A 23028-nucleotide genomic window follows, 5' to 3' on the forward strand; every position below is an offset into this window, starting at 1 on the left:
AAAGGCAACAGATGCACATCATCGTGGACGATAACGTCCCTCTGGCAGAGGAATTCTTCTCCGAACTGGGAGAGGTGACCTGCATGCCGACTCGCGAGATCACCAATGCCGTCCTCAAGGACGTCGACATGCTGATCTGTCGCTCTACCTTGCGCGTGGATCAGGCGCTGTTGGAAGGAACGCGGGTGCGCTTCGTCGGCTCGCCGATCATCGGCACCGACCATGCCGATCTCGAATGGCTCGCAGCCAACGATATCCACTTCACCAACGCGCCGGGCTGCAATGCCGACTCGGTGGTGGATTACGTGCTGTCGTCGCTATGGCATCTGGCCGAGCAGGAAGGGCTGGATCTGCAGCTGGACCGCCGCTTCGGCGTGGTCGGAGCCGGGCAGGTCGGGTCACGGCTGGTCAAGCGTCTCGAGTCGCTGGGTGCCGAGGTGCTGGTCTGTGACCCGCCGCGCGCCGCGCTTGAGGGCCAGAGCGATGCGCGTCCCGAGAAGTCCCGCTTCGTGGACCTCGATGAGCTGGTCGCCGAGTGTGATGTCATCTGCGTGCACACCCCGATGGTCACCGGTGGCGAGCATCCGACCCATCATCTGATCAATGCCGAGCGTATCCGCGCCATGAAGCCCGGCAGCGTGCTGCTGAGTGCCGGCCGCGGTGGCTGTGTCGATACCGCGGCGCTCAAGCAGCGCCTCAAGGAGCAGGCTGATCTGCTGACCGTGCTGGATGTGTGGGAAAACGAGCCGGATATCGATGCCGAGCTGGCCGCACTGGTGGACATTGCCACGCCGCACATCGCCGGGCATAGCCTGGATGGCAAGATGCAGGGCACCGAGATCATCTATCAGCAGGCCTGTCGTCACTTCGGGCTGCCGGCGCGCCGCAAGCTGGGTCAGCTCAAGCCGGACCCGTGGCTGCGCAAGCTGGTGCTGACGGGCTGGGCACCGCCGGAAGAGGCGCTGGGACTCTGCGTACGCGCCTGCTATGACGTGCGCCGCGATGCGCTGGGTCTGCGTCGCTATCAGCGCCGTTTCGGCAATGCCGAGGGGTTCGTGCGTTATCGACGCGAATATCCGCTGCGTCGCGAGTTCTCCACATTGCGTGTCGAGCTCAAGAAGAATGCCCGCGAACTGCGAGAGGTGCTCGAGGGCTTCGGTTTCTCCCGCGTCAAGCTGGTCAGCAAATGATCACGGCGTGATTCGCAAGGCGCCCTGCCACGCCCCCGTCAGCCCTGCTGGCGGGGGCGTTCGCATTGTGGAGGTCGCTTTATGGACGAGGGCCTTGCTACATGCCTGCATCCATGACCGTTTCGGTCTTCGACCTTGGTCGATATAATGCGCCCCAGATCGCCTGGCGACACGCGCAGGGGTTGGCCTTGACGGCATGCCTCGCCTGACGCTGCGGCGTTGCTCCCCATTCTCCGTGTCTTCTGCCATGCCCGTCACCACGCGGCGTGTCGGCGTCCTCATTCCTTGAAGATGGTGTCTTGTATGCAACAACACCCTGATAACTCTGCTGAGGACGGCGGCTATCGTCCGCCTTCTCTGCTGGATGCCCTGATTCCCATCGTGCTGGTCATCGCCATGCTGGTGCTGGCGGTGGTGCTGTTCGGTGCCGATGCCTCCTGGGGACCGAATCAGGTCGCGCTGCTGTCCGGCGCGATGATCGCAGGGATCATCGGCCTCAAGAATGGCTATCGCTGGAGCGATATCGAGGAGGGAATCAACAAGGGCATCCAGATATCGCTGGGGGCGATCCTGATCCTGCTGGCGGTCGGCGCGATGATCGGCACCTGGATTCTCGGCGGCACCGTGCCGGCGATGATCTACTACGGCCTGGACGTGATCGCGCCGCAGTACTTCTATGCCTCCGCCTGTCTGCTGTGCGCGCTGGTAGCGCTGTCGGTGGGTAGCTCGTGGACGGTCGCCGGTACCATCGGCATCGGACTGATAGGTATTGCCGATGGCCTGGGGCTATCCGAAGCGATTACCGCCGGCGCGGTGATCTCCGGGGCCTACTTCGGCGACAAGCTCTCGCCGCTGTCCGATACCACCAATCTGGCGCCGGCAGCGGCCGGCACCACGCTGTTCGCGCACATTCGTCACATGCTGTGGACGACCGTGCCCAGCATCCTGCTCGCGCTGGCAGGCTTTCTGTGGCTCGGCCACGACTCCGTCTCCAGTCTGCAGACGCCGGAGCAGGTCGCCAACCTGCGTGCCCAGCTGGGCGAGCAGTTCAACATCGGCCTGCACCTGCTGATTCCGCTTCTGGTGCTGCTGGTGATGGCCGTGCGTCAGATGCCCGCCTTCCCGGCCATCTTCATCGGCGCGGCGCTGGGCGCCGTCTTCGCGGTCATCTTCCAGCCGCAGGCGGTGGTGGGGCTGGCAAGCGTCACTGACATGTCCACCGCCATGGCGCTGCTCAAGGGCGTGTGGATGTCGATGTTCGATGGCTATGTCTCCCACAGCGGTGATGAGGTGATCGACTCGCTGCTCTCCAAGGGCGGCATGAGCAGCATGCTCAACACCGTGTGGCTGATCCTGTCGGCGATGACCTTCGGTGGTGTGATCGAGCGCCTTGGCCTGCTGGAGCGCCTGGTGCAGAGCCTTCTGGGCGCGACACGCAACGCCGGTTCGCTGGTCATCACCACACTAGGCACCTGCCTGGCCTCCAACGTGGTAACCGGGGATCAATACATCTCGGTCATCCTGCCGGGGCGCATGTATCGCGCCGAGTTCCGTCGTCGTCGCCTGGCGCCGGTCAACCTGTCACGCGCGCTGGAAGATTCCGGCACCATCACCTCGCCGCTGATTCCCTGGAACAGCTGCGGCGCCTACATGGCGGCCACCCTCGGCGTCGCGACCTTGAGCTACCTGCCCTTTGCGCTGTTCAACCTGATCAATCTGGCGCTGGCGGTGGCCTATGCCATGGTCGGCTTCAAGCTGGAGCGCCTTGAAGAGGGCGAGGGGACTGAAGGCGTTGAGCCGACACCGCTGGCCGAGTCGCTGGTGCTGGATACGCCCCACGAGACCTCGGAGTCACGCTGACCAGTTCCGATGTATGGAGAGAAAAAGCCCGCCACGTGGATCACGTGGCGGGCTTTTTTACGGCTCAAGGTCAGGGTGCAGCTGTTTTGCTCAGCGCTCAATCCGCGCACTGGTGCTGCAGAAGACGCGCGAGAAAGTCACGGTATCGCTCAAGTTCCGCCATCTCGATGTATTCGTCTGCCTTGTGGGCCTGCGCGATGGAGCCGGGCCCACACACGACGGTGGAGAAGCCGCGGTCCTGGAACCAGCCCGCTTCCGAGCAGAAGCCGACGCCACAGCGCTCACTCTGTCCCGTCAGGGCGAAGGCCAGCGCTTCTGCCTTGCCGTCGGGTTCCGGGGTGAGTGCCGGCACCGAGGCATAGTCCTCCAGTGTCTGGATGCGGCAGTCGGCTGAATGCTGCTGCATCTCGCGCGCCAGTTGCGCGGTGAAGTCATCGAAGCGTGCACGCACCGCGTCAGGCGGATCACTGGGCAGATTGCGCAGCTCCCAATGAAGGCGAGCGTCCTTGGCAATGATATTGGGGGCATTGCCGCCCTGCATGGCACTGACGTGCAGGGTGGAATAGGGCGGCTCGAACAGCTCTCCCCGGGTGGCATTGATGCGCAGCTCGTTTGCCGTGCGCTCGAGTGCCGAGATGATGCGCGCGGCGTAGAAGGTGGCCGAGACGCCAAGGTCTGGCCGGCTTGAATGGGCCGGGACGCCTGTCACCTCAGTGCGCCAGGAGTGCACGCCCTTGTGCGCTGACACCACGCGGCCTTGCGTCGGCTCGCCGATGATGACAGCGGCGACCTCGGGAAGTGTCTCGCGCATGTGGTCGATCAGCGGCAGGCAGCCCATGCAGGTGCTTTCTTCGTCATAGGAGAAGGCAAGATGGATCGGCCGCTTGAGAGGTGATGCGAGAAACTGCGGCACCATCGCCAGGCACAGCGCGATGAAGCCCTTCATGTCCACCGAGCCGCGACCGTAGAGGCGCCCCTCCTTGAGCGTGGCCTGGTACGGTTCCTGCGACCAGGTCTGCCCCGTGACGGGCACGGTGTCGGTGTGACCGGAAAGCACTACGCCCCCGGCGACGGGCGGCCCTATCGTCGCCAGCAATGAAGCCTTGTCGCCCTCGGCATTCGGCAGCACGGTCGCCTGGATGCCGTGCTCGGCCAGCAGGTCACGCACGAAGTGGATCAATGCCAGATTGGAGCGGTCCGACGTGGTATCGAAGGCGATGAGGCGAGTGAGGATATCGAGGGTGCGTTGCATGTCAGGCCTCATGAAGCGTGGCGTTTCTCGAGGGTGCGAAAGCCGAGGGTGATCAGTCCCGCGATGACGAGATAGATCAAGGCCATCAGCAGTAGCGGCTCGTAGACGATATAGGTTTCCTGGCGGATACGCCCGAAGACGGCATAGGTGTCGATGGCGGAAATGGTCGCGACCAGTGGCGTCGCCTTGAGCTGGATGATCAGCTCGCCATTCAGCGTGGGCAATACCCGTTGTACGGCTCTGGGCAGCCAGATGCGTCGGAGAATGCTGAAGGGAGACATGCCCAGCGAACGAGCCGCCTCAAGCTCGCCGCGCGGTACGCCGGCAAAGGCGCCGCGCATGACCTCGCCTTCATAGCCCGCGAACGACAGGGTCAATGCACAGAAGGCGTAGATCCACGGATCTGCCAGCACCGGCCACAACCAGCTGCCACGCAAGCCGGGGATATACGGAAACAGAGACCCCAGTCCGTAGTAGAGGATCCACAGCTGCAGCAGCAACGGGGTGCCGCGAATCAGATTGCAGAATCCCCGCGCCAGCCACGCCAACGGGCGCGGCCCTCGTGCCTGCGCCAATCCCAGCGGAACGGCCAGCAGGAAGCCCGCCACACTGGTGGAGACCAGCAGCAAGAGCGTCAGCAGTATGCCTTTGCCGATCTCGCCTCGGTACTGGGCGACCCACTCCCAGTGCATCTGGGTACCGATCACCACCAGGGTGGCGACGACAATCGCGATCAGGATGAGGCGATGGGGCGGAAGTCTGGGCTCAGCCATGGTGGGCCCCCTTGTCCATGCGACGCTCCAGTGTCTTGAACAGCAGGTTGGAGGCAAGCGATACGATCAGATAGAGCGCCCCCGCGGCGCCGAGAAACAGCAGGTAATGGCGGGTGGAGCCGGCCGCCTGACGCGAGGCCAGTGTCAGCTCCGTGAAGCCCACGACCGCCAGCAGTGCGGTGTCCTTGGTCGCGATCAGCCATAGATTGGAGAGGCCCGGCAGGGCGCCTGGCAGCAACAATGGCAGCGTGATGCGGCGCAGGATGGTGAAGGGGGGCATGCCATGCGCCAGTGCGGCCTCATGCATCCCCTTGGGGATGGCATTGATGGCGCCGCGGATGACCTCGGTGGCATAAGCGCCCTGAACCAGAGCGATGACGGCCACGCCGGCGACGAAGGGGCTGACCTCGAGGGGGCCGAGGCCGACGGCGTTCGCCAGATGGTTCAGGGCATCGGGCGCCGCGAAATACACCAGCAGGATCAGTACTAGCTCGGGAACCGCGCGTATCACCGTCGTATAGCCGGTGAGCAGATCGCGGGTGACGGGGCCACCCGAGATCTTGCCCGCAGCGCCCGCCATGCCGATCACCAGGCCAATCAGATAGCCGCTCGCCGCCACCTGCAGCGATAGCACCAGACCATCCAGCAGAGCGCCTCCCCAGCCCGGCGGCGTCAGCGACAGCAGCTCGCCGATGCTCATGTTGCGATAGTCAGCCATGCAATTTCCTCATGCGGTATGGCGAAGTCGAGACGAGACGGTATCAATCTCCGTAGATATCGAAGTCGAAGTACTGCTTGCTGATCTCGTCATAACGCCCGCTGGCACGAATCTCGGCGATACCGGCATTCAGGCGCTCCAGCAGCTCGCCATCATCCTTGCGTACGCCGAATCCAACGCCGGACCCCAGGATGCTCTCGTCGTGCGCGACATTGCCCTTCATGTCACAGCACAGCTCGCCATCGTCAGTCGCGAGATAGCCATCCAGCACCAGGATATCGGCCAGGGTGGCATCGATGCGTCCGGCGAACAGGTCCTGATTGGCCTCGTCCTGGGTCTGGTATTCACGCACTCGAGTGTCGGGGAAGTGGCGCTTGGCATAGGTCTGATGAATCGAGGCCGACTGCACGCCCAGTGTCTTGCCGGCCAGTCCTTCTGGCGTCGGCGTGATCTCGTCGCCCTTGGCACCCATGACGGCAGCGCTGGTCTGGTAGTACTTGTCCGAGAAGTCGATGACCTTTCGGCGTTGCTCGGTGATGGAGAGTGAAGCGGCGATCGCATCGATCTTGCGGGTGGTCAGCGCCGGAATCAGGCCATCCCAGGAGGAGGTGACAATCTCGCACTCAAGCTCTGCCGCGGCACAGACGGCATTGGTGATATCAACTTCCCAGCCGGTCACGCTGCCATCGGACTGCGGAGTGGCAAAGGGCGGGTAGGGTTCGCTGGCGAAGCCGACACGTACGACGTCGGCCTGGGCGGTAGTGCAAAGGGTCAGGGCGACGGCGCCCAGAGAAGCGATAGCGGACAGGGATTTCATTGTTGATTTTCTCCTGGTTCAGGTAATCGAGCCGATGAACTGCTTGAGGCGCTCGGAAGAGGGGGTGCGAAATATCTGGTCGGGGGTGCCCTGGGCCTCGATGTTGCCCTGGTCGAGGAAGATGACCTTGTTCGCGACATCAGCGGCGAACTTCATCTCATGGGTGACGATGACCATGGTGCGTCCTTCGGCAGCCAGATCGCGCATCACCTCGAGCACCTCGCCGACAAGTTCGGGATCCAGTGCCGAGGTCGGTTCATCGAATAGGAGCACCTCCGGGGACATGGCCAGGGCTCTGGCGATGGCGCCACGTTGCTGCTGGCCACCGGAAAGCGTCCTCGGGTTGGCCTGGCGGTGGGAGTACAGTCCGACGCGCTCCAGCAGCTGGTGAGCATGCTCCCGAGCTTCTGCGCGGGACTGACCGAGCACCTGAATCGGCGCTTCCATGAGGTTCGCTTCGAGGGTCATGTGAGGCCAGAGATTGAAGTTCTGGAAGACCATCGCCAGGCGAGCTCGCAGCAGACGCAGCTGTCGGCGATTGACGGGTTCGAGTCGCTGACCGCGCCGCCGCAGCGCCACGTCCTCGCCCAGCAGGCGCAAGGCCCCGTCGCTGGGTGTCTCGAGCAGGTTGATGCAACGCAGCAGGGTGGACTTTCCCGAGCCGCTGCTGCCGATCAGTGAGATCACGTCACCACGCTGGGCGGTGAGGTCGATGCCCTTGAGGACTTCGCGTCCAGCAAAGGACTTCCAGAGGCCGCGAATGTCGATGACGGCATCGTCATTCGTGTCGGTCATCGGAGTGACAGGAGAGTGAGGCACGCGCGAGTCCTCTGATTGATCTTGTTGTTATGCACTCGGATACTGATTATGCAGTTGCATAAAGTCATGTGTCTGTATAAAACTATGCATCTGTGTAAAAATTATGCATCTGTATAACATTCGGGTCAATTGTGACTGACAGACCATCAAAATGAGGTTTCCTCCATGTCGAATACCCCTGCCTCCACCCGATTCGGTTGCCACTCGATGGCCGCTCGAATGACGCGTGTCCTGATGCGTCGTCCTGGCGACAGCCTGCGCAATGCCGATCCGGCGGTCTGGCATTACAACCACTACTTCAATGCCGAGAAAGCCATCAGTCAGTACCAGGCTCTGGTCGAGATGGTGGAGGAGAGCGGTGCCGAGATCGTCTGGATGGAGGACACCAATGATGGGCTGTCAGATGCCATGTTCACCCGCGATGCCTCGGTGGTGACGCGTGCCGGCGCCGTGCTGCTCCAGATGGGCAAGCCGCTGCGCCAGGACGAACCGAACCGGCATGGTCAGGTCTACGAGCAGGCCGGCATTCCGGTCATCGGTCGGCTGGAAGGTGAGGCTGCCATCGAGGGGGGCGACACCCTGTGGCTGGATGAGAACACCCTTGTCGTCGGCATGGGCTTCCGCTCCAACCGGGAGGGCGTGCGTCAGCTCAACGCGCTGCTCAATCCGCATGGGATCGAGGTGCTGGGCTTCGACCTGCCCGTCTGGGAGGGCGAGGCGGCCTGCCTGCATCTGATGTCGGTTATCTCGCCGCTGGCGGATGACGCCTATCTGGTACATCCCAAGTTGATCCCCGCTGCACTCTGGACCTTGATGAAAGCGCGCGGTATCCGCTTCGTGATTGCCCCGGAAGAAGAGTTCCATCAGTCGCTGGGCCTGAGCCTCAATGTCATGCCGTTGGCGCCGAACGATTGCGTGATGATCGATGGCTTCCCCGGCACGCGTGCCGTGATGGAAGCCGCCGGCGTGCGTGTGCGCACTTTTGAAGGTGACGCCCTGTGCATGGCATGCGAAGGTGGCCCCACTTGCCTGACCAATCCGATTCTGCGCGAGGGGTAATTCACGTTCCATGGCCAGTCGTCGAGACAACAATGCCCGAGAGGATGACCTGATCGAAGCGACCCTGACCTGCATTGCCAGCGAGGGGATCTCGCGCACGACAGTGCGGCGTGTCGCCGAATATGCCGGTGTCTCGAATGGGTTGATCCGCTTCTATTTCGAAGGCAAGGACAACATGCTCTACGCGGCCTATCGTCGCTTTCTTGAGCGCTTGCTGTCCGATGCCTCCGACACGATAGAAGGACGAGAGCTGGCACCTCATGCAAGGTTGAAGGCCTTTCTTGAGGCCAATCTGTCACCGCCGATCGTGACACCGCAGACGTTGTTGCTGTGGGCCAACTTTCTGCCGCTCACCTATGGCGACCCTCGCATGGCGGAGATTCGCCGCGAGGCCTATCGCGAAACGACCGAGCTGTTCCGTCATCTGGTGGAGGACGTTCTGGTGGCGGAAGGGCGTCAGGAAGACGAGACCCGGCTGCAACATCTGACCATCGCGCTCAACGGGCTGGTCGATGGCCTGTGGATCGAGGGCGCCCTGCGGGGTGATTCGCTGAACGTGGGCGAGATGCAACAGATAGGCCTCGACGCTGCCGTGAATCTGCTGGGGCTGTCGGGGTGGGAAGCGGTGGCATGAGAGGCGGCCTGCCGAGCGGCGCCCACTGACAGAAAAGCCCGCCATGTGGATCACGTGGCGGGCTTTTTGCTGTCTGCAGGGGCCAATCAGGCCGTGCGGGATTGGCGGAGCTTACTTGTAGGCAGCGGCCTTGAGCGCGGCGATACGCTCATCCAGCGGCGGGTGGCTGGCGAACAGTTGCTCCATCAGCTTGCGGCTCTTGCCGGTGGTGATGGCGAAGGCGGTCATGGTGTCGGGCATCTGGTCCGGCAGCTCATGTTCCTGCTTGAGGCGAGCCAGGGCATTGATCATCGAGCCGCTGCCCGCCAGACCTGCGCCTGCGGCATCGGCACGGTATTCGCGCCAGCGCGAGAACCAGGCGACGATCATCGAGGCCACCAGGCCCAGCACCATTTCCAGTACGAACACGACCGCCATGTAGCCGAAGAAGCCAAGGCCGCCATTCTCGTCATCGCGCTTGAGGAAGGCGTCGATGGCGTGTGCGGCGATACGCGCGAAGAACATCACGAAGGTGTTCACCACGCCCTGGATCAGCGTCAGCGTCACCATGTCGCCGTTGGCGACGTGACCGATCTCGTGCGCCAGCACGGCGCGCACTTCCTCGGGACGCATGCGATTGAGCAGGCCGGCCGAGACGGCGACCAGCGCATCATTGCGGTTCCAGCCGGTGGCGAAGGCATTGGATTGCTGCGCCGGGAAGATGCCGACTTCCGGCATCTTGATGCCTGCGTCGCGCGCCAGTTCTCCGACGGTGTCCAGCAGCCAGCGCTCGGTGTCATTCTGCGGCTGTTCGATGATCACGGTGCCGGTCGAGGACTTGGCCATCGTCTTGGACAGGAACAGCGAGATCACGGAACCGGCCATGCCGATGATGAAGCAGAAGATCAGCAGTGCCGTGTAGTTGATGCCGTTGGCTTCCATGTAGCCATCGAAGCCCAGCAGGCGCAGCGTGACACTGGCCAGCAGCACCACCGCCAGGTTGGTGATCAGGAAAAGGGCTATCCGCATCATGGGGTCAGGTCTCCAATGCCAATATATCGGTAGGGCGCAATTATCTGCCCGCGATACTGACAGTGAGATGAATCACTGGCGGTGGCGCGGGCAGAATCTGCGTCGATAGTCTGCAAGAACGGTTTGCAAGGACAGCAAGGTATCACCACTGGAGGCGACCTGCGTAGCCCCTTGATCGCGGGGGCTGAGCCGACGTCAGGCCTTGCGACGTCGCGCCAGGAAGCGGCCGAGGCGTTCGATGGCTTCTTCCAGCTGGTCGGCGTAGGGCAGGGTCACGATGCGCAGGTGGTCCGGATTCGGCCAGTTGAAGGCGGTGCCCTGCACCAGCAGCATCTTCTCTTCCAGCAACAGCTCCAGCACCATCTGCTGATCGTCCTCGAAGGGATACATCTCGGGGTCGAGACGCGGGAACATGTAGAGCGCGCCCTTGGGTTTCACGCAGCTGACGCCGGGTATCTCGTTGAGCTTCTTCCAGGCTGCGTCACGCTGGGCCAGCAGACGTCCGCCCGGCAGTACCAGGTCATTGATCGACTGATAGCCGCCGAGCGCCGTCTGGATGGCGTGCTGCGCCGGCACATTGGCGCACAGGCGCATGCTGGCCAGCATGTCGAGGCCGGAGATGAAGTCGGCCGCCGGGCGCTTGTCGCCTGAGAGAATCATCCAGCCGGAGCGGAAGCCCGCGCAGCGGTAGCTCTTGGACAGCCCGTTCATGGTCACGATCAGCAGATCATCGGCCAGCGCGCCGGTGGAGACGTGCTCGGTGCCGTCGTAGAGGATCTTGTCGTAGATCTCGTCAGAGAACACCACCAGACCGAATTCGCGCGCGACCTGCAGGATGTCCTTCACCACCGCGGGCGGATAGACCGCGCCGGTCGGGTTGTTCGGATTGATCAGCACGATGCCCTTGGTGTGGCTGGTCACCTTGGCGCGGATGTCCTCGATGGAGGGCGCCCAGTCCTGTGCTTCGTCACACAGATAGTGCACGGCGCGACCACCGGCCAGGTTGGCGGCAGCAGTCCATAGCGGGTAATCCGGCGCCGGTACCAGCAGCTCGTCACCATCGTCGAGCAATGCCTGCATGGCCAGCACGATCAGCTCCGAGACGCCGTTGCCGACGTAGATGTCCTCGATCCCGACACCCTGGATATCCTTGCGCTGGCACTCCTGCATGATCGCCTTGCGCGCAGAGTAAAGCCCCTTGGAATCACAATAGCCCTGCGCTGTCGGCAGGTTGCGCATCACGTCCTGCAGAATCTCTTCCGGTGCCTCGAAGCCGAAGGGCGCCGGGTTGCCGATATTGAGCTTGAGAATGCGATGGCCCTCGTCCTCGAGACGCTTGGCGTGCTCGAGAACCGGCCCGCGAATGTCATAGCAAACGTTGTCCAGCTTGTGTGACTTGCGAATTTCGCGGGGCTTTCTTTGCTCGGTATCCATGATGCTTTCCGTAGATCTCCGTCACGTAAGGTGTAGGGGCGAGCGTCCAGCATATCGCGCCGCTGGCCTGCCGCGCCACGGCCAAGGGCCAATAGCGTGGTTAAATTTGTGGTTTGAGATGTTCAGGCAGAAAAAAATCCCGCCAGAGGTTTTCTGACGGGATTTTCAACTGGCATTCAAGCGTCTCCCGCGGGCGGGAGCCAGGCGAGAGTCGCGTTAGCGCCTTGTTCTGGTAGCGTTATTCGCTCTCTTGCTCATGCGTTTCGGCCCCATCTTCCGTCTCGCCACTGGCTTCCGGCACCGGCTCGGCAGGAATGTCGGCGGGTGTTTCCAATGTCAGGCGCCCGAGTTTGCCATCGCGCAGTTCATGCAGCAGCACCTCGGCACCGCGGTGCAAGTCGATGATGCCACCGGCACGCAGGCCGCCGCGCTTGCTGGCGATCTCTTCCAGAATCGCGACCCCATTGAAGCCGGACAGCGCCATCAGATCGACCTTGCGCGGGCCATCACTCTCGACTCGCTCGGCGTCAGGGTTGGCGCTGTAGGCCGGCAGTGACTTCAGCTTGTAGCGTGCGGTCAGCTCCGTGGGGTAGCGCTTGGCCAGCTCGGCCGCGACGATCACCGCCACATCGGTGTAATCGATGGCGGTGTCACGGATCGCGCCGCTGCCGGCCAGGCGATAGGCGCTGGCCTGGTCTTCGATCTTCGGCCACATCACTCCGGGGGTATCGATCAGGGCGATGCCACCGTCGATGCGAATCTTCTGCTGGCGCTTGGTGACGGCGGGCTCGTTGCCGGTCTTGGCGATCTTGCGTCCCGCCAGACCATTGATCAGCGTCGACTTGCCGACGTTGGGGATGCCCATCACCATCACTCGCGCATCACGATCGACGCGGATATGGCCGGCCATCTCGCGGCACAGCCGCGGGATCTGCTTGAGATCACGCGCCTCAAGCGTGGTGATCGCCAATGCACGAGTGTTGGGCAGGCCATCGAAATACTCGACCCATTCGCGAGTGCGTGCCGGGTCCGCCAGATCGGTGCGAGACAGCAGCTTGAGTACCGGCTTGTGGCGGGTCAGTTCGGACAGCACCGGATTGGTGCTGGAGTAGGGGAGGCGGGCATCGAGGACTTCGATGACCACGTCGATCTCGGGCAGCGCGTCCTTTATCTGACGGCGTGCCTTGTGCATATGTCCCGGATACCAGCCCAGCATGTCGCTTCTCTCCTGCCGTCAGGGGTATGACGGTTGATCTGTCACCTCTGTCCTGCCTCCTTCTTCCCGCATGCCAGGCAGGGCGCTCATCCATCAGGGATGGCGCTACATGGTATGCGGAAGAGGAGGGGACGCGTATGGCGACGCATTCTATCAGAGGAGGCCTGGCCATGGAGGCGCGCTATCCGGTCATCACTGCCCGGCGCCTCTATCGACTCTCCATGCCCCGGGCGTCAGGCGCGGGTCGGCTTGAAGCGCAGCGCGACGGAGTTGATGCAGTAGCGCTGGCCGGTGTCAGTCGGGCCATCCGGAAAGACGTGCCCCAGATGGGATTCGCAGCGGCGACAGCGCACTTCCACGCGACGCATGCCATGGCTGGTATCGAAGTGCTCCTCGACGGCGGCATCGGCATGGGGGCGGTCGAAGCTCGGCCAACCACAGCCGGAGTCGAACTTGGTGTCGTTGTCGAACAGCTTGGCGTCACAGGCGATGCAGTGATAGGTACCCGGCGTCGGGCTGACTTCGTGATCGCCGGTGAAGGGGCGCTCGGTCCCTGCCTCGCGCGTCACCCGATATTGTTCCGGCGTCAGTCGCTTGCGCCATTCCTCTTCACTGCGAATCAACTTGTCCTGAGTCTGCGGGTCTTGTTCGCTCATGATCTCTACTCTCTATCTATGCGTTTCTCGAATGCGTGCTCGTGTGAACCTGCAAGCAAGTTCTCCTGCGCGGCGATCCGAAAAGAGTGACTGCCGGTCTTCACGCGAAACCCGGTACATACCCCAAGAATGCGGGCGTCAGGGCGTGACCACAAGCATGTGGTGGATGCACTTGGCCAACGCCGGAAAAATCCTGTTGAAGCAGGGGGTTGACGAAGGGGGAGGGGCTTTGTAATATACGCGCCACCTCGACGAGGCAAGAACGTTATGTCCCATTCGTCTAGTGGTCCAGGACACCGCCCTTTCACGGCGGTAACAGGGGTTCGAACCCCCTATGGGACGCCACTTTCTTGCAGCGTAGAGACCGGAGTGCGGGAATAGCTCAGTGGTAGAGCACAACCTTGCCAAGGTTGGGGTCGCGAGTTCGAATCTCGTTTCCCGCTCCAAAGGAAAAGGCAATGCGACAAGGTCGCGAGCTGGTTCGCCAGTCCGATCGAATCTCGTTTCCCGCTCCAGTGTGTCCCATTCGTCTAGTGGTCCAGGACACCGCCCTTTCACGGCGGTAACAGGGGTTCGAACCCCCTATGGGACGCCATCTTCGGTCTTGTGTGGTCGCATGATCTGCTTGTGTTGCGGGAATAGCTCAGTGGTAGAGCACAACCTTGCCAAGGTTGGGGTCGCGAGTTCGAATCTCGTTTCCCGCTCCATTAGGAACAAGTGGTGTGACAAGGTCGCGAGCTGAACGTCAGTCCGGTCGAATCTCATCTCTCGCTCCAGTACGTCCCATTCGTCTAGTGGTCCAGGACACCGCCCTTTCACGGCGGTAACAGGGGTTCGAACCCCCTATGGGACGCCATGCAGAGCATGATGGTGTGGCAAGCCAGCAGTAAGACAGATGTCGTGAGCACAGGTTCATGGCACCCGGTGCGGGAATAGCTCAGTGGTAGAGCACAACCTTGCCAAGGTTGGGGTCGCGAGTTCGAATCTCGTTTCCCGCTCCAGTAGGAAAAGGCAATGCGACAAGGTCGCGAGCTGGTTCGCCAGTCCGATCGAATCTCGTTTCCCGCTCCAGTACGTCCCATTCGTCTAGTGGTCCAGGACACCGCCCTTTCACGGCGGTAACAGGGGTTCGAACCCCCTATGGGACGCCATTCTGTTTTACGCCGCAGTTTTTGTGTTTCGACAGGCGGGAATAGCTCAGTGGTAGAGCACAACCTTGCCAAGGTTGGGGTCGCGAGTTCGAATCTCGTTTCCCGCTCCAGTCGAATGTGACGTTGCAAGCAAAAGCATGACATAGCAGTACGCCATCGCCTGACAGACACGATCATCGTGTTACGTCACTGGCGATTTTTTTGTGCCTGGAATTCCTCTCCACCCTGTTCTGCGCCGCTCGCTGGTGCTGTCCCCCGCGTGATTTTCTCTCTCTGCTTGTTTCCCGTGGCGCACTGATGCCTTTCTGCCGTGTGTCTGATGTGGCAGCGCCGAATGCGTTACCATGCGCATCCAATATCTTGCGTCTGATTTTCATGTTCGCGGACTGCGCAACAATGCCATCACTGGTGCGCAATTGTTCTCAGATGCGTCTTTTCTGCTGTGCTGACTGACAGCGTCAATCGATTACAGGTGTCCGATGTCACGACCTGCCTTGTCTATCCGTGGCCTGACCAAGGTCTACGGCAACGGTTTTGAGGCGCTCAAGGGGATTGATCTTGATGTCCCCGAGGGCGATTTCTTCGCGCTGCTGGGCCCCAATGGGGCCGGCAAGTCCACGACCCTCGGCGTGGTGAGTTCGCTGGTGCAGAAGACCGCAGGCAAGGTCGAGATCTCAGGAATCGATATCGACAAGGACTTCTCGAAGGCCAAGTATCACCTCGGTGTCGTGCCGCAGGAGTTCAACTTCAATCAGTTCGAGAAAGTGCAGGACATCGTGATGACCCAGGCGGGTTATTACGGCATGCCGATGAAGGAAGCCCGCCCGCGTTCCGAGCGCCTGCTCAGGGACCTCGGGCTGTGGGACAAGCGCGATACCCCGTCACGCATGCTGTCCGGTGGCATGAAGCGCCGCCTGATGATTGCCCGTGCGCTGATCCACAAGCCGCGTCTGTTGATTCTCGATGAACCGACGGCCGGTGTGGATATCGAATTGCGCCGCTCGATGTGGGAATTCATGCGCCGCATCAATCGTGAGGAGGGCACCACCATCATCCTCACCACGCATTACCTGGAAGAGGCCGAGAGCCTGTGCCGCAACATCGCCATCATCAACCATGGCGAGATCGTGCATAACACCAGCATGCGTGAGCTGCTCAAGGAACTGGATGCGGAAACCTTCCTGCTCGACATTCGTGAGTCGCTGACCAAGGCGCCGGTGATTGCCGGGTTCGAGGTTTCCTTGAGTGATCCTCAGCAGCTGGCGCTCGCCGTGCGCAAGGGCCAGTCGATCAATACCGCCTTCGCGGCGCTGGATCGCGCCGGTGTCACCGTGGTGTCGATGCGCAATCGTGCCAACCGTCTCGAGGAGCTGTTCGTCGACCTGGTCGAGCGTTCCAACGCCGAAAGCGGTATCGCCTCCAATGTTGCCAAGGAGATCACGCAGTGAACCCCCGTCAGCTATGGGTGGCTCTGGTCACCATCGTCGTCAAGGAAGTCCGTCGTTTCACGCGCATCTGGCCGCAGACACTGTTGCCGCCTTCCATCACCATGACGCTCTATTTCGTCATCTTCGGCAATCTCATCGGCTCGCGCATCGGCACCATGGACGGCATCAGCTACATGGATTACATCGTGCCGGGGCTGATCATGATGTCGGTGATCACCAACTCGTATTCCAACGTGGCCTCGTCATTCTTCTCCAACAAGTTCCAGCGCAGCATCGAGGAGCTGATGGTCTCGCCACTGCCATCGTGGATCATCCTGCTCGGCTACATCATCGGTGGCGCCGTGCGCGGGCTGGGGGTCGGCATCATCGTGACCGCCGTGGCCTTCCTGTTCACGGACCTCGATATCCATCATCCCTTCCTGACCATCATGGTCGTGGTGCTGACGGCGCTGCTGTTTTCCATCGGTGGCTTCATCAATGCGCTGTTCGCCCGCAAGTTCGATGACATCTCGATCATTCCGACCTTCGTGCTCACGCCGCTGACCTACCTGGGGGGCGTCTTCTATTCCATCCACATGCTGCCGGAATTCTGGCAGACGGTGTCGCTGGCCAACCCGATCCTCTACATGGTCAACACCTTCCGCTACGGCATTCTGGGCGTCTCGGACATCAGCGTCGGCCCGGCGATGGCGGCTATCGTGGCCTTCATCATCGGCCTGTTCGCCTTCGCGCTGTGGCTGCTGGAGCGTGGCAAGGGCATCCGCAGCTGAAGATGTCGCCCAGACGATGATGGTAAGATGCGCGCTATCGCGCCAGTGCATGCAACGCCGGCTTCTGCCGGCGTTCTGCTGTCTGCGCCCCTGATACCGATGCGTTATTGGCCTATTTCACTGGAGTGCTGTCATGGCTCACCCCACTGCCGTCAACGTGCCCGATGAGGCGCGCCCCGAGACCCTCAAGGATGCCCCGCTCGGGCGAGAATCCGCCTATCCCGAGCACTACGATGCCAGCCTGCTGTTCCCCATCACGCGGGCAGCCAACCGTGGCCCCATCGGCATCGATGACGCGGCGTTGCCGTTCGTCGGTGAGGATGAGTGGCACGCCTTTGAAGTCTCCTGGCTGGATGAGGCCGGCAAGCCGTGGGTGCGCGTGGCCCGTTTTCGCCTGCCGGCAGCCTCGCCGAACCTGATCGAATCGAAGTCCTGGAAGCTCTATCTCAACAGTCTCAATCAGAGTCGTTTCCCCGATCAGGCAGCGGTGCAGGCAACGCTGGAGCGTGACCTCGCCGCCGCGGCCGGTGCGCCGGTCGAGGTGCGCCTGATGGAGCTGGACGATGCCGAGCTGGACGTCGGGTGCCTGCCGGGAGAGTGCCTCGATGACTTGCCGATCAGCGTCGAGCACTACACGCCGTCGCCGGAGCTGCTCAGCGCCGATGCCGCCGACATCGTCAGCGAAGACCTGCACAGCCATCTGCTCAAGTCCAACTGCCCGGTCACTGGTCAGCCCGACTGGGGCAGCGTCTGGATTCGTTATCGCGGCCCGCGTATTGATCGCGAGCGCCTGCTGGCCTATCTGATCAGCTATCGCCAGCACCAGGATTTCCATGAGCACTGCGTCGAGCACCTGTTCGTCGACCTGATGGCGCGCGTGAAGCCCGAGTCTCTGCTGGTGATGGCGCGCTACGTGCGGCGTGGCGGCCTGGATATCAGCCCGTGGCGCGCCACGGCGGATCTCGAGGTCGAGGCCCGCGCCAGTCTGCCGCTGCGTCTCTCCCGGCAGTAGTCGTCTATGTCTCCTCGCCGGTCAGATAGCGCCTTGCCAATCAGATAGATAGCAGCGAGTGATGAGACGACGTACCGGCGACATGCTAGTCTGAGAATCATTCTTATCTTAAGTCTGTGACAGGAGAGACGATGGACGCGCTTACGTTACTGCATGAACGTAATTCCATGGGCAAGCTGATGGCGCCGGCCCCGAGCGCTGAGCAGATGGAGGCCATCTACCAGGCCGCCCTGCGCGCGCCGGACCACGCCGAGCTGACGCCCTGGCGCTTCATTGAATTCACGGGTGGCGGGCTTGAGCGCCTCGGCGAGCTGTTCGCCGAGGCGGAGCGCAACAAGTCGCCGGCCGGTGACGATGCCGCCCAGGCCGCTGCCAGCAAGAAGCCGCTGCGTGCGCCGATGGTGATCGCGGTGATCGCCAGGGTCACGCCGGACCACCCCAAGGTGCCGCGTGTCGAGCAGGTGGTCAGTGCCGGCTGTGCCGCCCACGCCATGCTGTATGCCGCTCAGGCCCAGGGGCTCGGTGGCATGTGGCGCACCGGTGGCTACGCCTTTGACCCCATCGTGCACGCAGGGCTGGGCATGGGCGAGCAGGATGAGCTGGTCGGCTTCCTCTATCTTGGCACCCCGGGCGGACGCCTCAAGCCATTGCCGAACCGCAACAGTGCCGACTTCGTCGAACGCTGGCAGTGAGGCGCTGAATGAACGAGCCGTCGCGCTTGAGTGGTGAGGCCTGGCCACCGTTGCCTTTGCCGCGTGACGGGCAGGGGCGGTCGGGCAGTCTCGTGGCACCGGTCAGCGACGACCTGTCACGGTTTCGTGGCTGGCTGACGCAGGCGATCCCGCTGGCTGCTCATCTGGGGCTTGTCGAGATGCAGTGGTCAGAGCCCGAGCGTGCGACGGGTCAGCTGAGCTGGCATCTGCATCTGCCGCCCAATCTCAATGACAAGGGCACTGCCTTCGGCGGCGCCATGAGTCTCGAGGCGACCCTGTGTGGCTGGAGCTGGCTGACGCTCTGGCTACGTGCCCGCGGTATCCAGCGCGATATCGTGGTGTCGCAGGCCAGCCAGCAGTTTCTGGCTCCGGTCAGTGGCGACTATCACATCATCTGCGCGCCGGATGACATGGCGGCGCTGCACGAGGTAGGCGAGCGCCTGGCGGCAGGACGGCGAGCACGACTGTCGCTGACCCAGCAGCTGTGGTGTCAGCTCGAAGGGCAGTCCGCTCCGCGACTGTGTTTCGAGGCCCGTGGCGATTACGTGGTGCTGGGGCCGTGATGACGAGCACGGCCTCGGGCCAATGGATGGGTCGAGAGCACAGATTGAAAGCGCAGGGCGGAGGCAGAGCGAGTGCACTGACGCTATCTATCTGAAAGTTTTTGGAAAAAAGGCTTGCGCCACTCGAAGGTTATCGATAATATACGCCGCGTTCTCAAGGGAAACACGACGCAGTCGGGTGACCAATGAGAGCACTGATCTGGAGGGGTGTCCGAGTGGTCGAAGGAGCACGCCTGGAAAGTGTGTAAGTCGAAAGGCTTCGAGGGTTCGAATCCCTCCCCCTCCACCAGATTCAGAAAAGCCCGCATCTCACGATGCGGGCTTTTCGCGTTTCTGAGCGAGCTATCGAGCTTGCACTACAGCGTCTGTCATCCTGAGCTGTTATCATGCCCGCCTTCAGACTCACCCCATCGCCTGTCGAACCTTTCCCGAACGCCTGATCGACACTCATGACGCTGTCATGCCGTCAGTGGCGTGCTCGGGTGACGTCGGGTCCGCCTCCGGAATGCCCGGGGCACGAGATGGCGTGAGGCAAGACCGATTCCGCCTGCAAGAGGACATGAGATGGCTCGTATTGCCATGGCACGCCACATTCTGGTGAAGACCGAGGCCGAGGCGCAGCGTCTCAAGCAGTCACTGGAGCGCGGCCAGCCATTCGAGAAACTGGCCAGGAAGCACTCCACCTGTCCCTCCGGCAAGCAGGGCGGTGACCTGGGCGAAGTGCGTCCCGGCCAGATGGTCGGCGGCATTGATCGCGCCATCTTCAAGGGGCCGCTCAATACCCTGCAGGGGCCGCTGAAGAGCAAGTTCGGCTATCACCTGCTGGAAGTCTTCTTCCGCGGCTGATATCTGCCAGGCCTTTGCGGCTCCCCGTATCTCCCGGCGCCAGCGTGACACTTCGTCACCGCCCACCTTTTTCATTTCAAACGGATATTCCCTCGTGATCTCTACCGCCAATCTCACCATGCAGTTCGGTGCCAAGCCGCTGTTTGAAGACGTCTCCGCCAAGTTCGGGCGTGGCAATCGCTACGGTCTGATCGGCGCCAACGGCTGCGGCAAGTCGACCATGATGAAGATTCTCGGTGGCGATCTGGAGCCGTCCGGTGGTCACGTCATGCTCGAGCCCAATACCCGTCTGGGCAAGCTGCGCCAGGACCAGTTCGCCTATGAGGAATACACGGTGCTCGACACCGTCATCATGGGTCACGAGCGTCTGGCCGTGGTCAAGGCCGAGCGTGACCGCATCTACTCGCTGCCGGAGATGAGCGAGGAAGACGGCATGAAGGTCGCCGACCTCGAGGTCGAATTCGCCGAGCTGGATGGCTACACCGCCGAAGCGCGTGCCGGTGAGCTGCTGATGGGCCTCGATATCCCCATCGAACAGCACCTGGGGCCGATGAGTGAAGTCGCGCCGGGCTGGAAGCTGCGCGTGCTGCTGGCGCAGGCGCTGTTCTCCGATCCTGACGTCCTGCTGCTCGATGAGCCGACCAACCACCTGGACATCAACACCATCCGCTGGCTGGAAGGCGTGCTGACCGCGCGTTCCAGCACCATGATCATCATCTCGCACGACCGTCACTTCCTGAACAGCGTCTGCACCCACATGGCGGACCTGGATTACGGAGAGTTGCGTCTGTTCCCGGGCAACTACGACGAGTACATGACCGCCGCTACCCAAGCGCGTGAACAGCTGCAGGCCGACAACGCCAAGAAGAAGGCACAGATCGCCGAGCTGCAGTCCTTCGTCAGTCGCTTCTCCGCCAATGCCTCCAAGGCCAAGCAGGCGACCTCGCGTGCCAAGCAGATCGACAAGATCCAGCTCAACGAGATCAAGCCGTCCTCACGCGTCAGCCCGTTCATCCGCTTCGAGCAGACCAGGAAGGTCCACAACAACGCGGTGATGATCGACAAGCTCTCCAAGGGCTTCGACGGCAACACCCTGTTCGAGAACTTCAGCTTCACGGTCGCCGCCGGTGAGCGTGTCGCCATCATCGGCCCGAACGGCATCGGCAAGACTACGCTGCTGCGCACCCTGGTCGGCGAGATGCACCCGGACGCCGGTGAAGTGAAGTGGACCGACGCCGCGGACGTCGGCTACTACGCGCAGGACCACGCCCATGACTTCGCCAACGACATGAGCCTTTACGACTGGATGGCGCAGTGGACCGGCGGCGGCGAGCAGGTCGTGCGTGGCACCCTGGGTCGCATGCTGTTCTCCAATGACGACATCCAGAAGTCGGTCAAGGTCATCTCCGGTGGCGAGCAGGGCCGCATGCTGTTCGGCAAGCTGATCCTCAAGCAGCCCAATGTGCTGGTGATGGATGAGCCGACCAACCACCTGGACATGGAATCCATCGAGGCACTCAACCTCGCGCTGGAAAACTACCCGGGCACCCTGATCTTCGTCAGCCACGACCGCGAATTCGTCGGTTCGCTGGCCACCCGCATCATCGAGCTGAAGGCCGATGGCGTGGTCGACTTCTCCGGCACCTACGACGACTACCTGCGCAGTCAGGGCGTCATCGTCTGAGGCGCGCCGTGACTGGCTAGTCTGTCCGGTCTGACAAGACACCCTCATCGTCTCTGACGGTGGGGGTGTCTTGTTTTCCATGTCCGGCCGCTGGCTGCGACAGGCTTCTGGTAGAATGCCGGCCCGCGTGTGTCTGCACGGCCGATTCCCTTTCCTTTCTTCGCTTCACGGAGTGTCCCGCATGGCCACATACGACGTCATCATCATCGGCGCAGGCGCGGCAGGCCTGATGTGTGCCGCCACGGCAGGCTATCAGGGCAAGCGCGTGCTGGTGCTGGACCACGCCAACAAGGCCGGCAAGAAGATCCTGATGTCCGGCGGTGGGCGCTGCAACTTCACCAATCTGGATGCCGGCCCCGCCAACTTCTTCTCGCGCAATCCGCACTTCTGCATCTCGGCGCTCAAGCGCTACACGCCGCACCATTTCCTGGAACTGGTGGAGCGTCATGGGCTGGAGCACGTCGAGAAGAAGCCGGGACAGCTGTTCTGCGCCGATTCCGCCAAGGATCTGCTGGCGATCCTGCTGACGGAGTGTGAATGGGCCGGGGCGGAGATTCGCCTGAGTACGCGCATCACCTCGCTGGAGCGCGCGGGCGAGGGCATGCGGGTCGAGACCAGCAATGGCACGCACACGGCGGGACGCGTGGTGGTGGCCACCGGCGGCATGTCGATCCCGACGCTGGGCGCGACCGGCTTCGGCTACGACATCGCGCGCCAGTTCGGGCTCGAGGTCACCGAGACCTACGCGGCGCTGGTGCCGTTCACGCTGACCTCGCAGTGGAAGGAGCGTCTGTCGCCGCTGTCAGGGCTTGCCTGTGACGTCAGTGTCACCGCCGGCAAGGGCCATTATCGCGAACCGATGCTGATCACCCATCGCGGGCTTTCCGGACCGGCGATGCTGCAGGCTTCCAGCTGGTGGACACCCGGTCAGCCGCTGGACATCGACCTGCTGCCGGGCGTGGATGCCTACGCCGAGCTGCTCGCCCTGCGTGAGCAGCATCCCAGACGCCAGATCGGCCCCTGGCTTGGCGAGCGCCTGCCCAAGCGCCTCGCCCAGTCGCTGGTCGAGTGGCAGGACGCTGATGCCGGCCGCATCAGCGAGCGCAGTCTCGCCGAGCTCTCCAACGCGCGTCTTGAACAGCTGGCCAAGGCGCTCAATCACTGGCAGCTCAAGCCGGCGGGCACCGAAGGCTGGCGCACCGCCGAGGTGACGATGGGCGGCGTGGTCACCGATGCCATCTCACAGAAGGACTTCAGCGTGCGCGATCTGCCGCAGCTGGCCTTCATCGGCGAGGTGCTGGATGTCACCGGCGAACTGGGCGGCTACAACTTCCAGTGGGCGTGGTCCTCGGCGGTGGCCTGCGGCCTGAACTGCTGACCGGCACCTTCTCGCCACTGGCTG

At 62.4% G+C, this 23028-nt stretch carries 21 protein-coding genes and 9 tRNA genes; 21 read left to right on the top strand and 9 right to left on the bottom strand.

Annotated features, from left to right (window positions below; genetic code table 11):
• Nucleotides 1–11 precede the first annotated feature (11 nt).
• Together pdxB and nhaC are read left to right on the top strand one after the other, a co-directional pair.
• Complete coding sequence (gene pdxB / locus MKZ40_RS01225) at nucleotides 12–1190, top strand: 4-phosphoerythronate dehydrogenase PdxB (RefSeq protein WP_175089268.1); 1179 nt, start codon at nucleotides 12–14, stop codon at nucleotides 1188–1190.
• A gap of 303 nt (nucleotides 1191–1493) precedes the next feature.
• Complete coding sequence (nhaC, locus tag MKZ40_RS01230) at nucleotides 1494–3050, top strand: Na+/H+ antiporter NhaC (protein ID WP_175089269.1); 1557 nt, start codon at nucleotides 1494–1496, stop codon at nucleotides 3048–3050.
• Nucleotides 3051–3147: 97 nt separating this feature from the next.
• On the opposite strand, the gene argE is transcribed toward nhaC, so the two are convergent.
• Genes argE through MKZ40_RS01255 form a run of 5 tightly spaced genes read right to left on the bottom strand, consistent with a single transcriptional unit; the run spans nucleotide 3148 to nucleotide 7405 of the window.
• Nucleotides 3148–4302, bottom strand: coding sequence for an acetylornithine deacetylase (gene argE / locus MKZ40_RS01235; RefSeq protein ID WP_217485843.1), 1155 nt, complete (start codon nucleotides 4300–4302; stop codon nucleotides 3148–3150).
• A gap of 8 nt (nucleotides 4303–4310) precedes the next feature.
• Complete coding sequence (locus MKZ40_RS01240) at nucleotides 4311–5075, bottom strand: ABC transporter permease subunit (RefSeq protein WP_175089273.1); 765 nt, start codon at nucleotides 5073–5075, stop codon at nucleotides 4311–4313.
• Nucleotides 5068–5793: an ABC transporter permease subunit gene (locus tag MKZ40_RS01245; RefSeq protein ID WP_175089275.1), complete on the bottom strand. Its 726-nt coding sequence runs from the start codon at nucleotides 5791–5793 to the stop codon at nucleotides 5068–5070. The genes MKZ40_RS01240 and MKZ40_RS01245 overlap by 8 nt, the downstream gene beginning before the upstream one ends.
• A 43-nt stretch (nucleotides 5794–5836) precedes the next feature.
• Nucleotides 5837–6610 (bottom strand): transporter substrate-binding domain-containing protein, encoded by a 774-nt coding sequence (locus MKZ40_RS01250; protein WP_175089277.1) that lies wholly within the window; start codon nucleotides 6608–6610, stop codon nucleotides 5837–5839.
• Between the two features lie 18 nt (nucleotides 6611–6628).
• Complete coding sequence (locus tag MKZ40_RS01255) at nucleotides 6629–7405, bottom strand: amino acid ABC transporter ATP-binding protein (protein ID WP_175089320.1); 777 nt, start codon at nucleotides 7403–7405, stop codon at nucleotides 6629–6631.
• A 189-nt stretch (nucleotides 7406–7594) separates the two neighbouring features.
• Here MKZ40_RS01255 and MKZ40_RS01260 point away from each other — a divergent pair, with 189 nt between their 5' ends.
• Both MKZ40_RS01260 and MKZ40_RS01265 read left to right on the top strand, forming a co-directional pair.
• Nucleotides 7595–8488 (top strand): arginine deiminase family protein, encoded by an 894-nt coding sequence (locus MKZ40_RS01260; RefSeq protein WP_217485844.1) that lies wholly within the window; start codon nucleotides 7595–7597, stop codon nucleotides 8486–8488.
• A 10-nt stretch (nucleotides 8489–8498) separates the two neighbouring features.
• Complete coding sequence (locus MKZ40_RS01265) at nucleotides 8499–9122, top strand: TetR family transcriptional regulator C-terminal domain-containing protein (RefSeq protein ID WP_175089278.1); 624 nt, start codon at nucleotides 8499–8501, stop codon at nucleotides 9120–9122.
• A gap of 111 nt (nucleotides 9123–9233) precedes the next feature.
• Here the strand turns inward: MKZ40_RS01265 and htpX are convergent, their stop codons facing one another.
• The 4 genes from htpX to msrB all read right to left on the bottom strand — a co-directional run bounded on the left by htpX (nucleotide 9234) and on the right by msrB (nucleotide 13439).
• Complete coding sequence (htpX, locus tag MKZ40_RS01270; protein WP_175089279.1) at nucleotides 9234–10133, bottom strand: protease HtpX; 900 nt, start codon at nucleotides 10131–10133, stop codon at nucleotides 9234–9236.
• Nucleotides 10134–10328: 195 nt separating this feature from the next.
• Nucleotides 10329–11567, bottom strand: a complete 1239-nt coding sequence (locus MKZ40_RS01275) for a pyridoxal phosphate-dependent aminotransferase (RefSeq protein WP_166019970.1) — start codon at nucleotides 11565–11567, stop codon at nucleotides 10329–10331.
• A 238-nt stretch (nucleotides 11568–11805) separates the two neighbouring features.
• Nucleotides 11806–12783: a ribosome biogenesis GTPase YlqF gene (gene ylqF, locus MKZ40_RS01280; RefSeq protein WP_175089281.1), complete on the bottom strand. Its 978-nt coding sequence runs from the start codon at nucleotides 12781–12783 to the stop codon at nucleotides 11806–11808.
• Nucleotides 12784–13016: 233 nt separating this feature from the next.
• Nucleotides 13017–13439 (bottom strand): peptide-methionine (R)-S-oxide reductase MsrB, encoded by a 423-nt coding sequence (msrB, locus tag MKZ40_RS01285; protein ID WP_175089283.1) that lies wholly within the window; start codon nucleotides 13437–13439, stop codon nucleotides 13017–13019.
• A 269-nt stretch (nucleotides 13440–13708) separates the two neighbouring features.
• Here msrB and MKZ40_RS01290 point away from each other — a divergent pair.
• The 17 genes from MKZ40_RS01290 to MKZ40_RS01370 all read left to right on the top strand — a co-directional run bounded on the left by MKZ40_RS01290 (nucleotide 13709) and on the right by MKZ40_RS01370 (nucleotide 23004).
• Nucleotides 13709–13784: transfer RNA gene (locus MKZ40_RS01290), tRNA-Glu, on the top strand.
• A 26-nt stretch (nucleotides 13785–13810) separates the two neighbouring features.
• Nucleotides 13811–13885 (top strand) — tRNA-Gly (locus MKZ40_RS01295).
• Nucleotides 13886–13958: 73 nt separating this feature from the next.
• Nucleotides 13959–14034: transfer RNA gene (locus MKZ40_RS01300), tRNA-Glu, on the top strand.
• Nucleotides 14035–14071: 37 nt separating this feature from the next.
• A tRNA-Gly gene (locus tag MKZ40_RS01305) sits at nucleotides 14072–14146 on the top strand.
• Nucleotides 14147–14219: 73 nt separating this feature from the next.
• Nucleotides 14220–14295 (top strand) — tRNA-Glu (locus MKZ40_RS01310).
• 70 nt (nucleotides 14296–14365) lie between these two features.
• A tRNA-Gly gene (locus MKZ40_RS01315) sits at nucleotides 14366–14440 on the top strand.
• A gap of 74 nt (nucleotides 14441–14514) precedes the next feature.
• Nucleotides 14515–14590 (top strand) — tRNA-Glu (locus tag MKZ40_RS01320).
• A 35-nt stretch (nucleotides 14591–14625) separates the two neighbouring features.
• Nucleotides 14626–14700: transfer RNA gene (locus MKZ40_RS01325), tRNA-Gly, on the top strand.
• A gap of 369 nt (nucleotides 14701–15069) precedes the next feature.
• The gene (locus MKZ40_RS01330) at nucleotides 15070–16038 is read left to right on the top strand and encodes an ABC transporter ATP-binding protein (protein WP_175088400.1); all 969 of its coding nucleotides are present in this window, start codon (nucleotides 15070–15072) and stop codon (nucleotides 16036–16038) included.
• A complete protein-coding gene (locus MKZ40_RS01335; protein WP_043333883.1) occupies nucleotides 16035–16808 on the top strand; it encodes an ABC transporter permease in 774 nt (257 codons plus the stop codon). Before MKZ40_RS01330 ends, MKZ40_RS01335 begins: the two co-directional genes overlap by 4 nt.
• Nucleotides 16809–16941: 133 nt before the next feature.
• Entirely contained in the window at nucleotides 16942–17820 is an 879-nt protein-coding gene (queF, locus tag MKZ40_RS01340; protein WP_175088401.1) for an NADPH-dependent 7-cyano-7-deazaguanine reductase QueF, read from the top strand.
• A 131-nt stretch (nucleotides 17821–17951) separates the two neighbouring features.
• A complete protein-coding gene (locus tag MKZ40_RS01345; RefSeq protein ID WP_175088402.1) occupies nucleotides 17952–18512 on the top strand; it encodes an NAD(P)H nitroreductase in 561 nt (186 codons plus the stop codon).
• Between the two features lie 8 nt (nucleotides 18513–18520).
• Entirely contained in the window at nucleotides 18521–19096 is a 576-nt protein-coding gene (locus MKZ40_RS01350; protein ID WP_175088403.1) for a YiiD C-terminal domain-containing protein, read from the top strand.
• A gap of 201 nt (nucleotides 19097–19297) precedes the next feature.
• Nucleotides 19298–19385, top strand: a tRNA-Ser gene (locus MKZ40_RS01355).
• Nucleotides 19386–19660: 275 nt separating this feature from the next.
• On the top strand, nucleotides 19661–19942 hold the full coding sequence (locus tag MKZ40_RS01360; protein WP_175088404.1) for a peptidylprolyl isomerase: 282 nt from the start codon (nucleotides 19661–19663) through the stop codon (nucleotides 19940–19942).
• A gap of 94 nt (nucleotides 19943–20036) precedes the next feature.
• Entirely contained in the window at nucleotides 20037–21626 is a 1590-nt protein-coding gene (locus MKZ40_RS01365; protein ID WP_175088405.1) for an ABC-F family ATPase, read from the top strand.
• A 181-nt stretch (nucleotides 21627–21807) separates the two neighbouring features.
• Complete coding sequence (locus MKZ40_RS01370) at nucleotides 21808–23004, top strand: NAD(P)/FAD-dependent oxidoreductase (protein WP_175088406.1); 1197 nt, start codon at nucleotides 21808–21810, stop codon at nucleotides 23002–23004.
• The last annotated feature ends 24 nt before the right edge of the window (nucleotides 23005–23028 follow it).

The sequence above is a fragment of the Cobetia sp. BMC6 genome (assembly GCF_029991385.1).
GTDB lineage: Bacteria > Pseudomonadota > Gammaproteobacteria > Pseudomonadales > Halomonadaceae > Cobetia.

Bases quoted from the DNA above. Each gene is read 5' to 3' on its own strand.
- msrB (WP_175089283.1), bottom strand. From the start codon at position 13,439: ATGAGCGAACAAGACCCGCAGACTCAGGACAAGTTGATTCGCAGTGAA.
- MKZ40_RS01250 (WP_175089277.1), bottom strand. From the start codon at position 6,610: ATGAAATCCCTGTCCGCTATCGCTTCTCTGGGCGCCGTCGCCCTGACC.
- pdxB (WP_175089268.1), top strand. From the start codon at position 12: ATGCACATCATCGTGGACGATAACGTCCCTCTGGCAGAGGAATTCTTC.
- MKZ40_RS01370 (WP_175088406.1), top strand. From the start codon at position 21,808: ATGGCCACATACGACGTCATCATCATCGGCGCAGGCGCGGCAGGCCTG.
- MKZ40_RS01345 (WP_175088402.1), top strand. From the start codon at position 17,952: ATGGACGCGCTTACGTTACTGCATGAACGTAATTCCATGGGCAAGCTG.
- queF (WP_175088401.1), top strand. From the start codon at position 16,942: ATGGCTCACCCCACTGCCGTCAACGTGCCCGATGAGGCGCGCCCCGAG.
- ylqF (WP_175089281.1), bottom strand. From the start codon at position 12,783: ATGCTGGGCTGGTATCCGGGACATATGCACAAGGCACGCCGTCAGATA.
- MKZ40_RS01260 (WP_217485844.1), top strand. From the start codon at position 7,595: ATGTCGAATACCCCTGCCTCCACCCGATTCGGTTGCCACTCGATGGCC.
- MKZ40_RS01265 (WP_175089278.1), top strand. From the start codon at position 8,499: ATGGCCAGTCGTCGAGACAACAATGCCCGAGAGGATGACCTGATCGAA.
- MKZ40_RS01245 (WP_175089275.1), bottom strand. From the start codon at position 5,793: ATGGCTGACTATCGCAACATGAGCATCGGCGAGCTGCTGTCGCTGACG.
- MKZ40_RS01360 (WP_175088404.1), top strand. From the start codon at position 19,661: ATGGCTCGTATTGCCATGGCACGCCACATTCTGGTGAAGACCGAGGCC.
- nhaC (WP_175089269.1), top strand. From the start codon at position 1,494: ATGCAACAACACCCTGATAACTCTGCTGAGGACGGCGGCTATCGTCCG.
- htpX (WP_175089279.1), bottom strand. From the start codon at position 10,133: ATGATGCGGATAGCCCTTTTCCTGATCACCAACCTGGCGGTGGTGCTG.
- MKZ40_RS01255 (WP_175089320.1), bottom strand. From the start codon at position 7,405: ATGACCGACACGAATGACGATGCCGTCATCGACATTCGCGGCCTCTGG.
- argE (WP_217485843.1), bottom strand. From the start codon at position 4,302: ATGCAACGCACCCTCGATATCCTCACTCGCCTCATCGCCTTCGATACC.
- MKZ40_RS01275 (WP_166019970.1), bottom strand. From the start codon at position 11,567: ATGGATACCGAGCAAAGAAAGCCCCGCGAAATTCGCAAGTCACACAAG.
- MKZ40_RS01330 (WP_175088400.1), top strand. From the start codon at position 15,070: ATGTCACGACCTGCCTTGTCTATCCGTGGCCTGACCAAGGTCTACGGC.
- MKZ40_RS01350 (WP_175088403.1), top strand. From the start codon at position 18,521: ATGAACGAGCCGTCGCGCTTGAGTGGTGAGGCCTGGCCACCGTTGCCT.
- MKZ40_RS01240 (WP_175089273.1), bottom strand. From the start codon at position 5,075: ATGGCTGAGCCCAGACTTCCGCCCCATCGCCTCATCCTGATCGCGATT.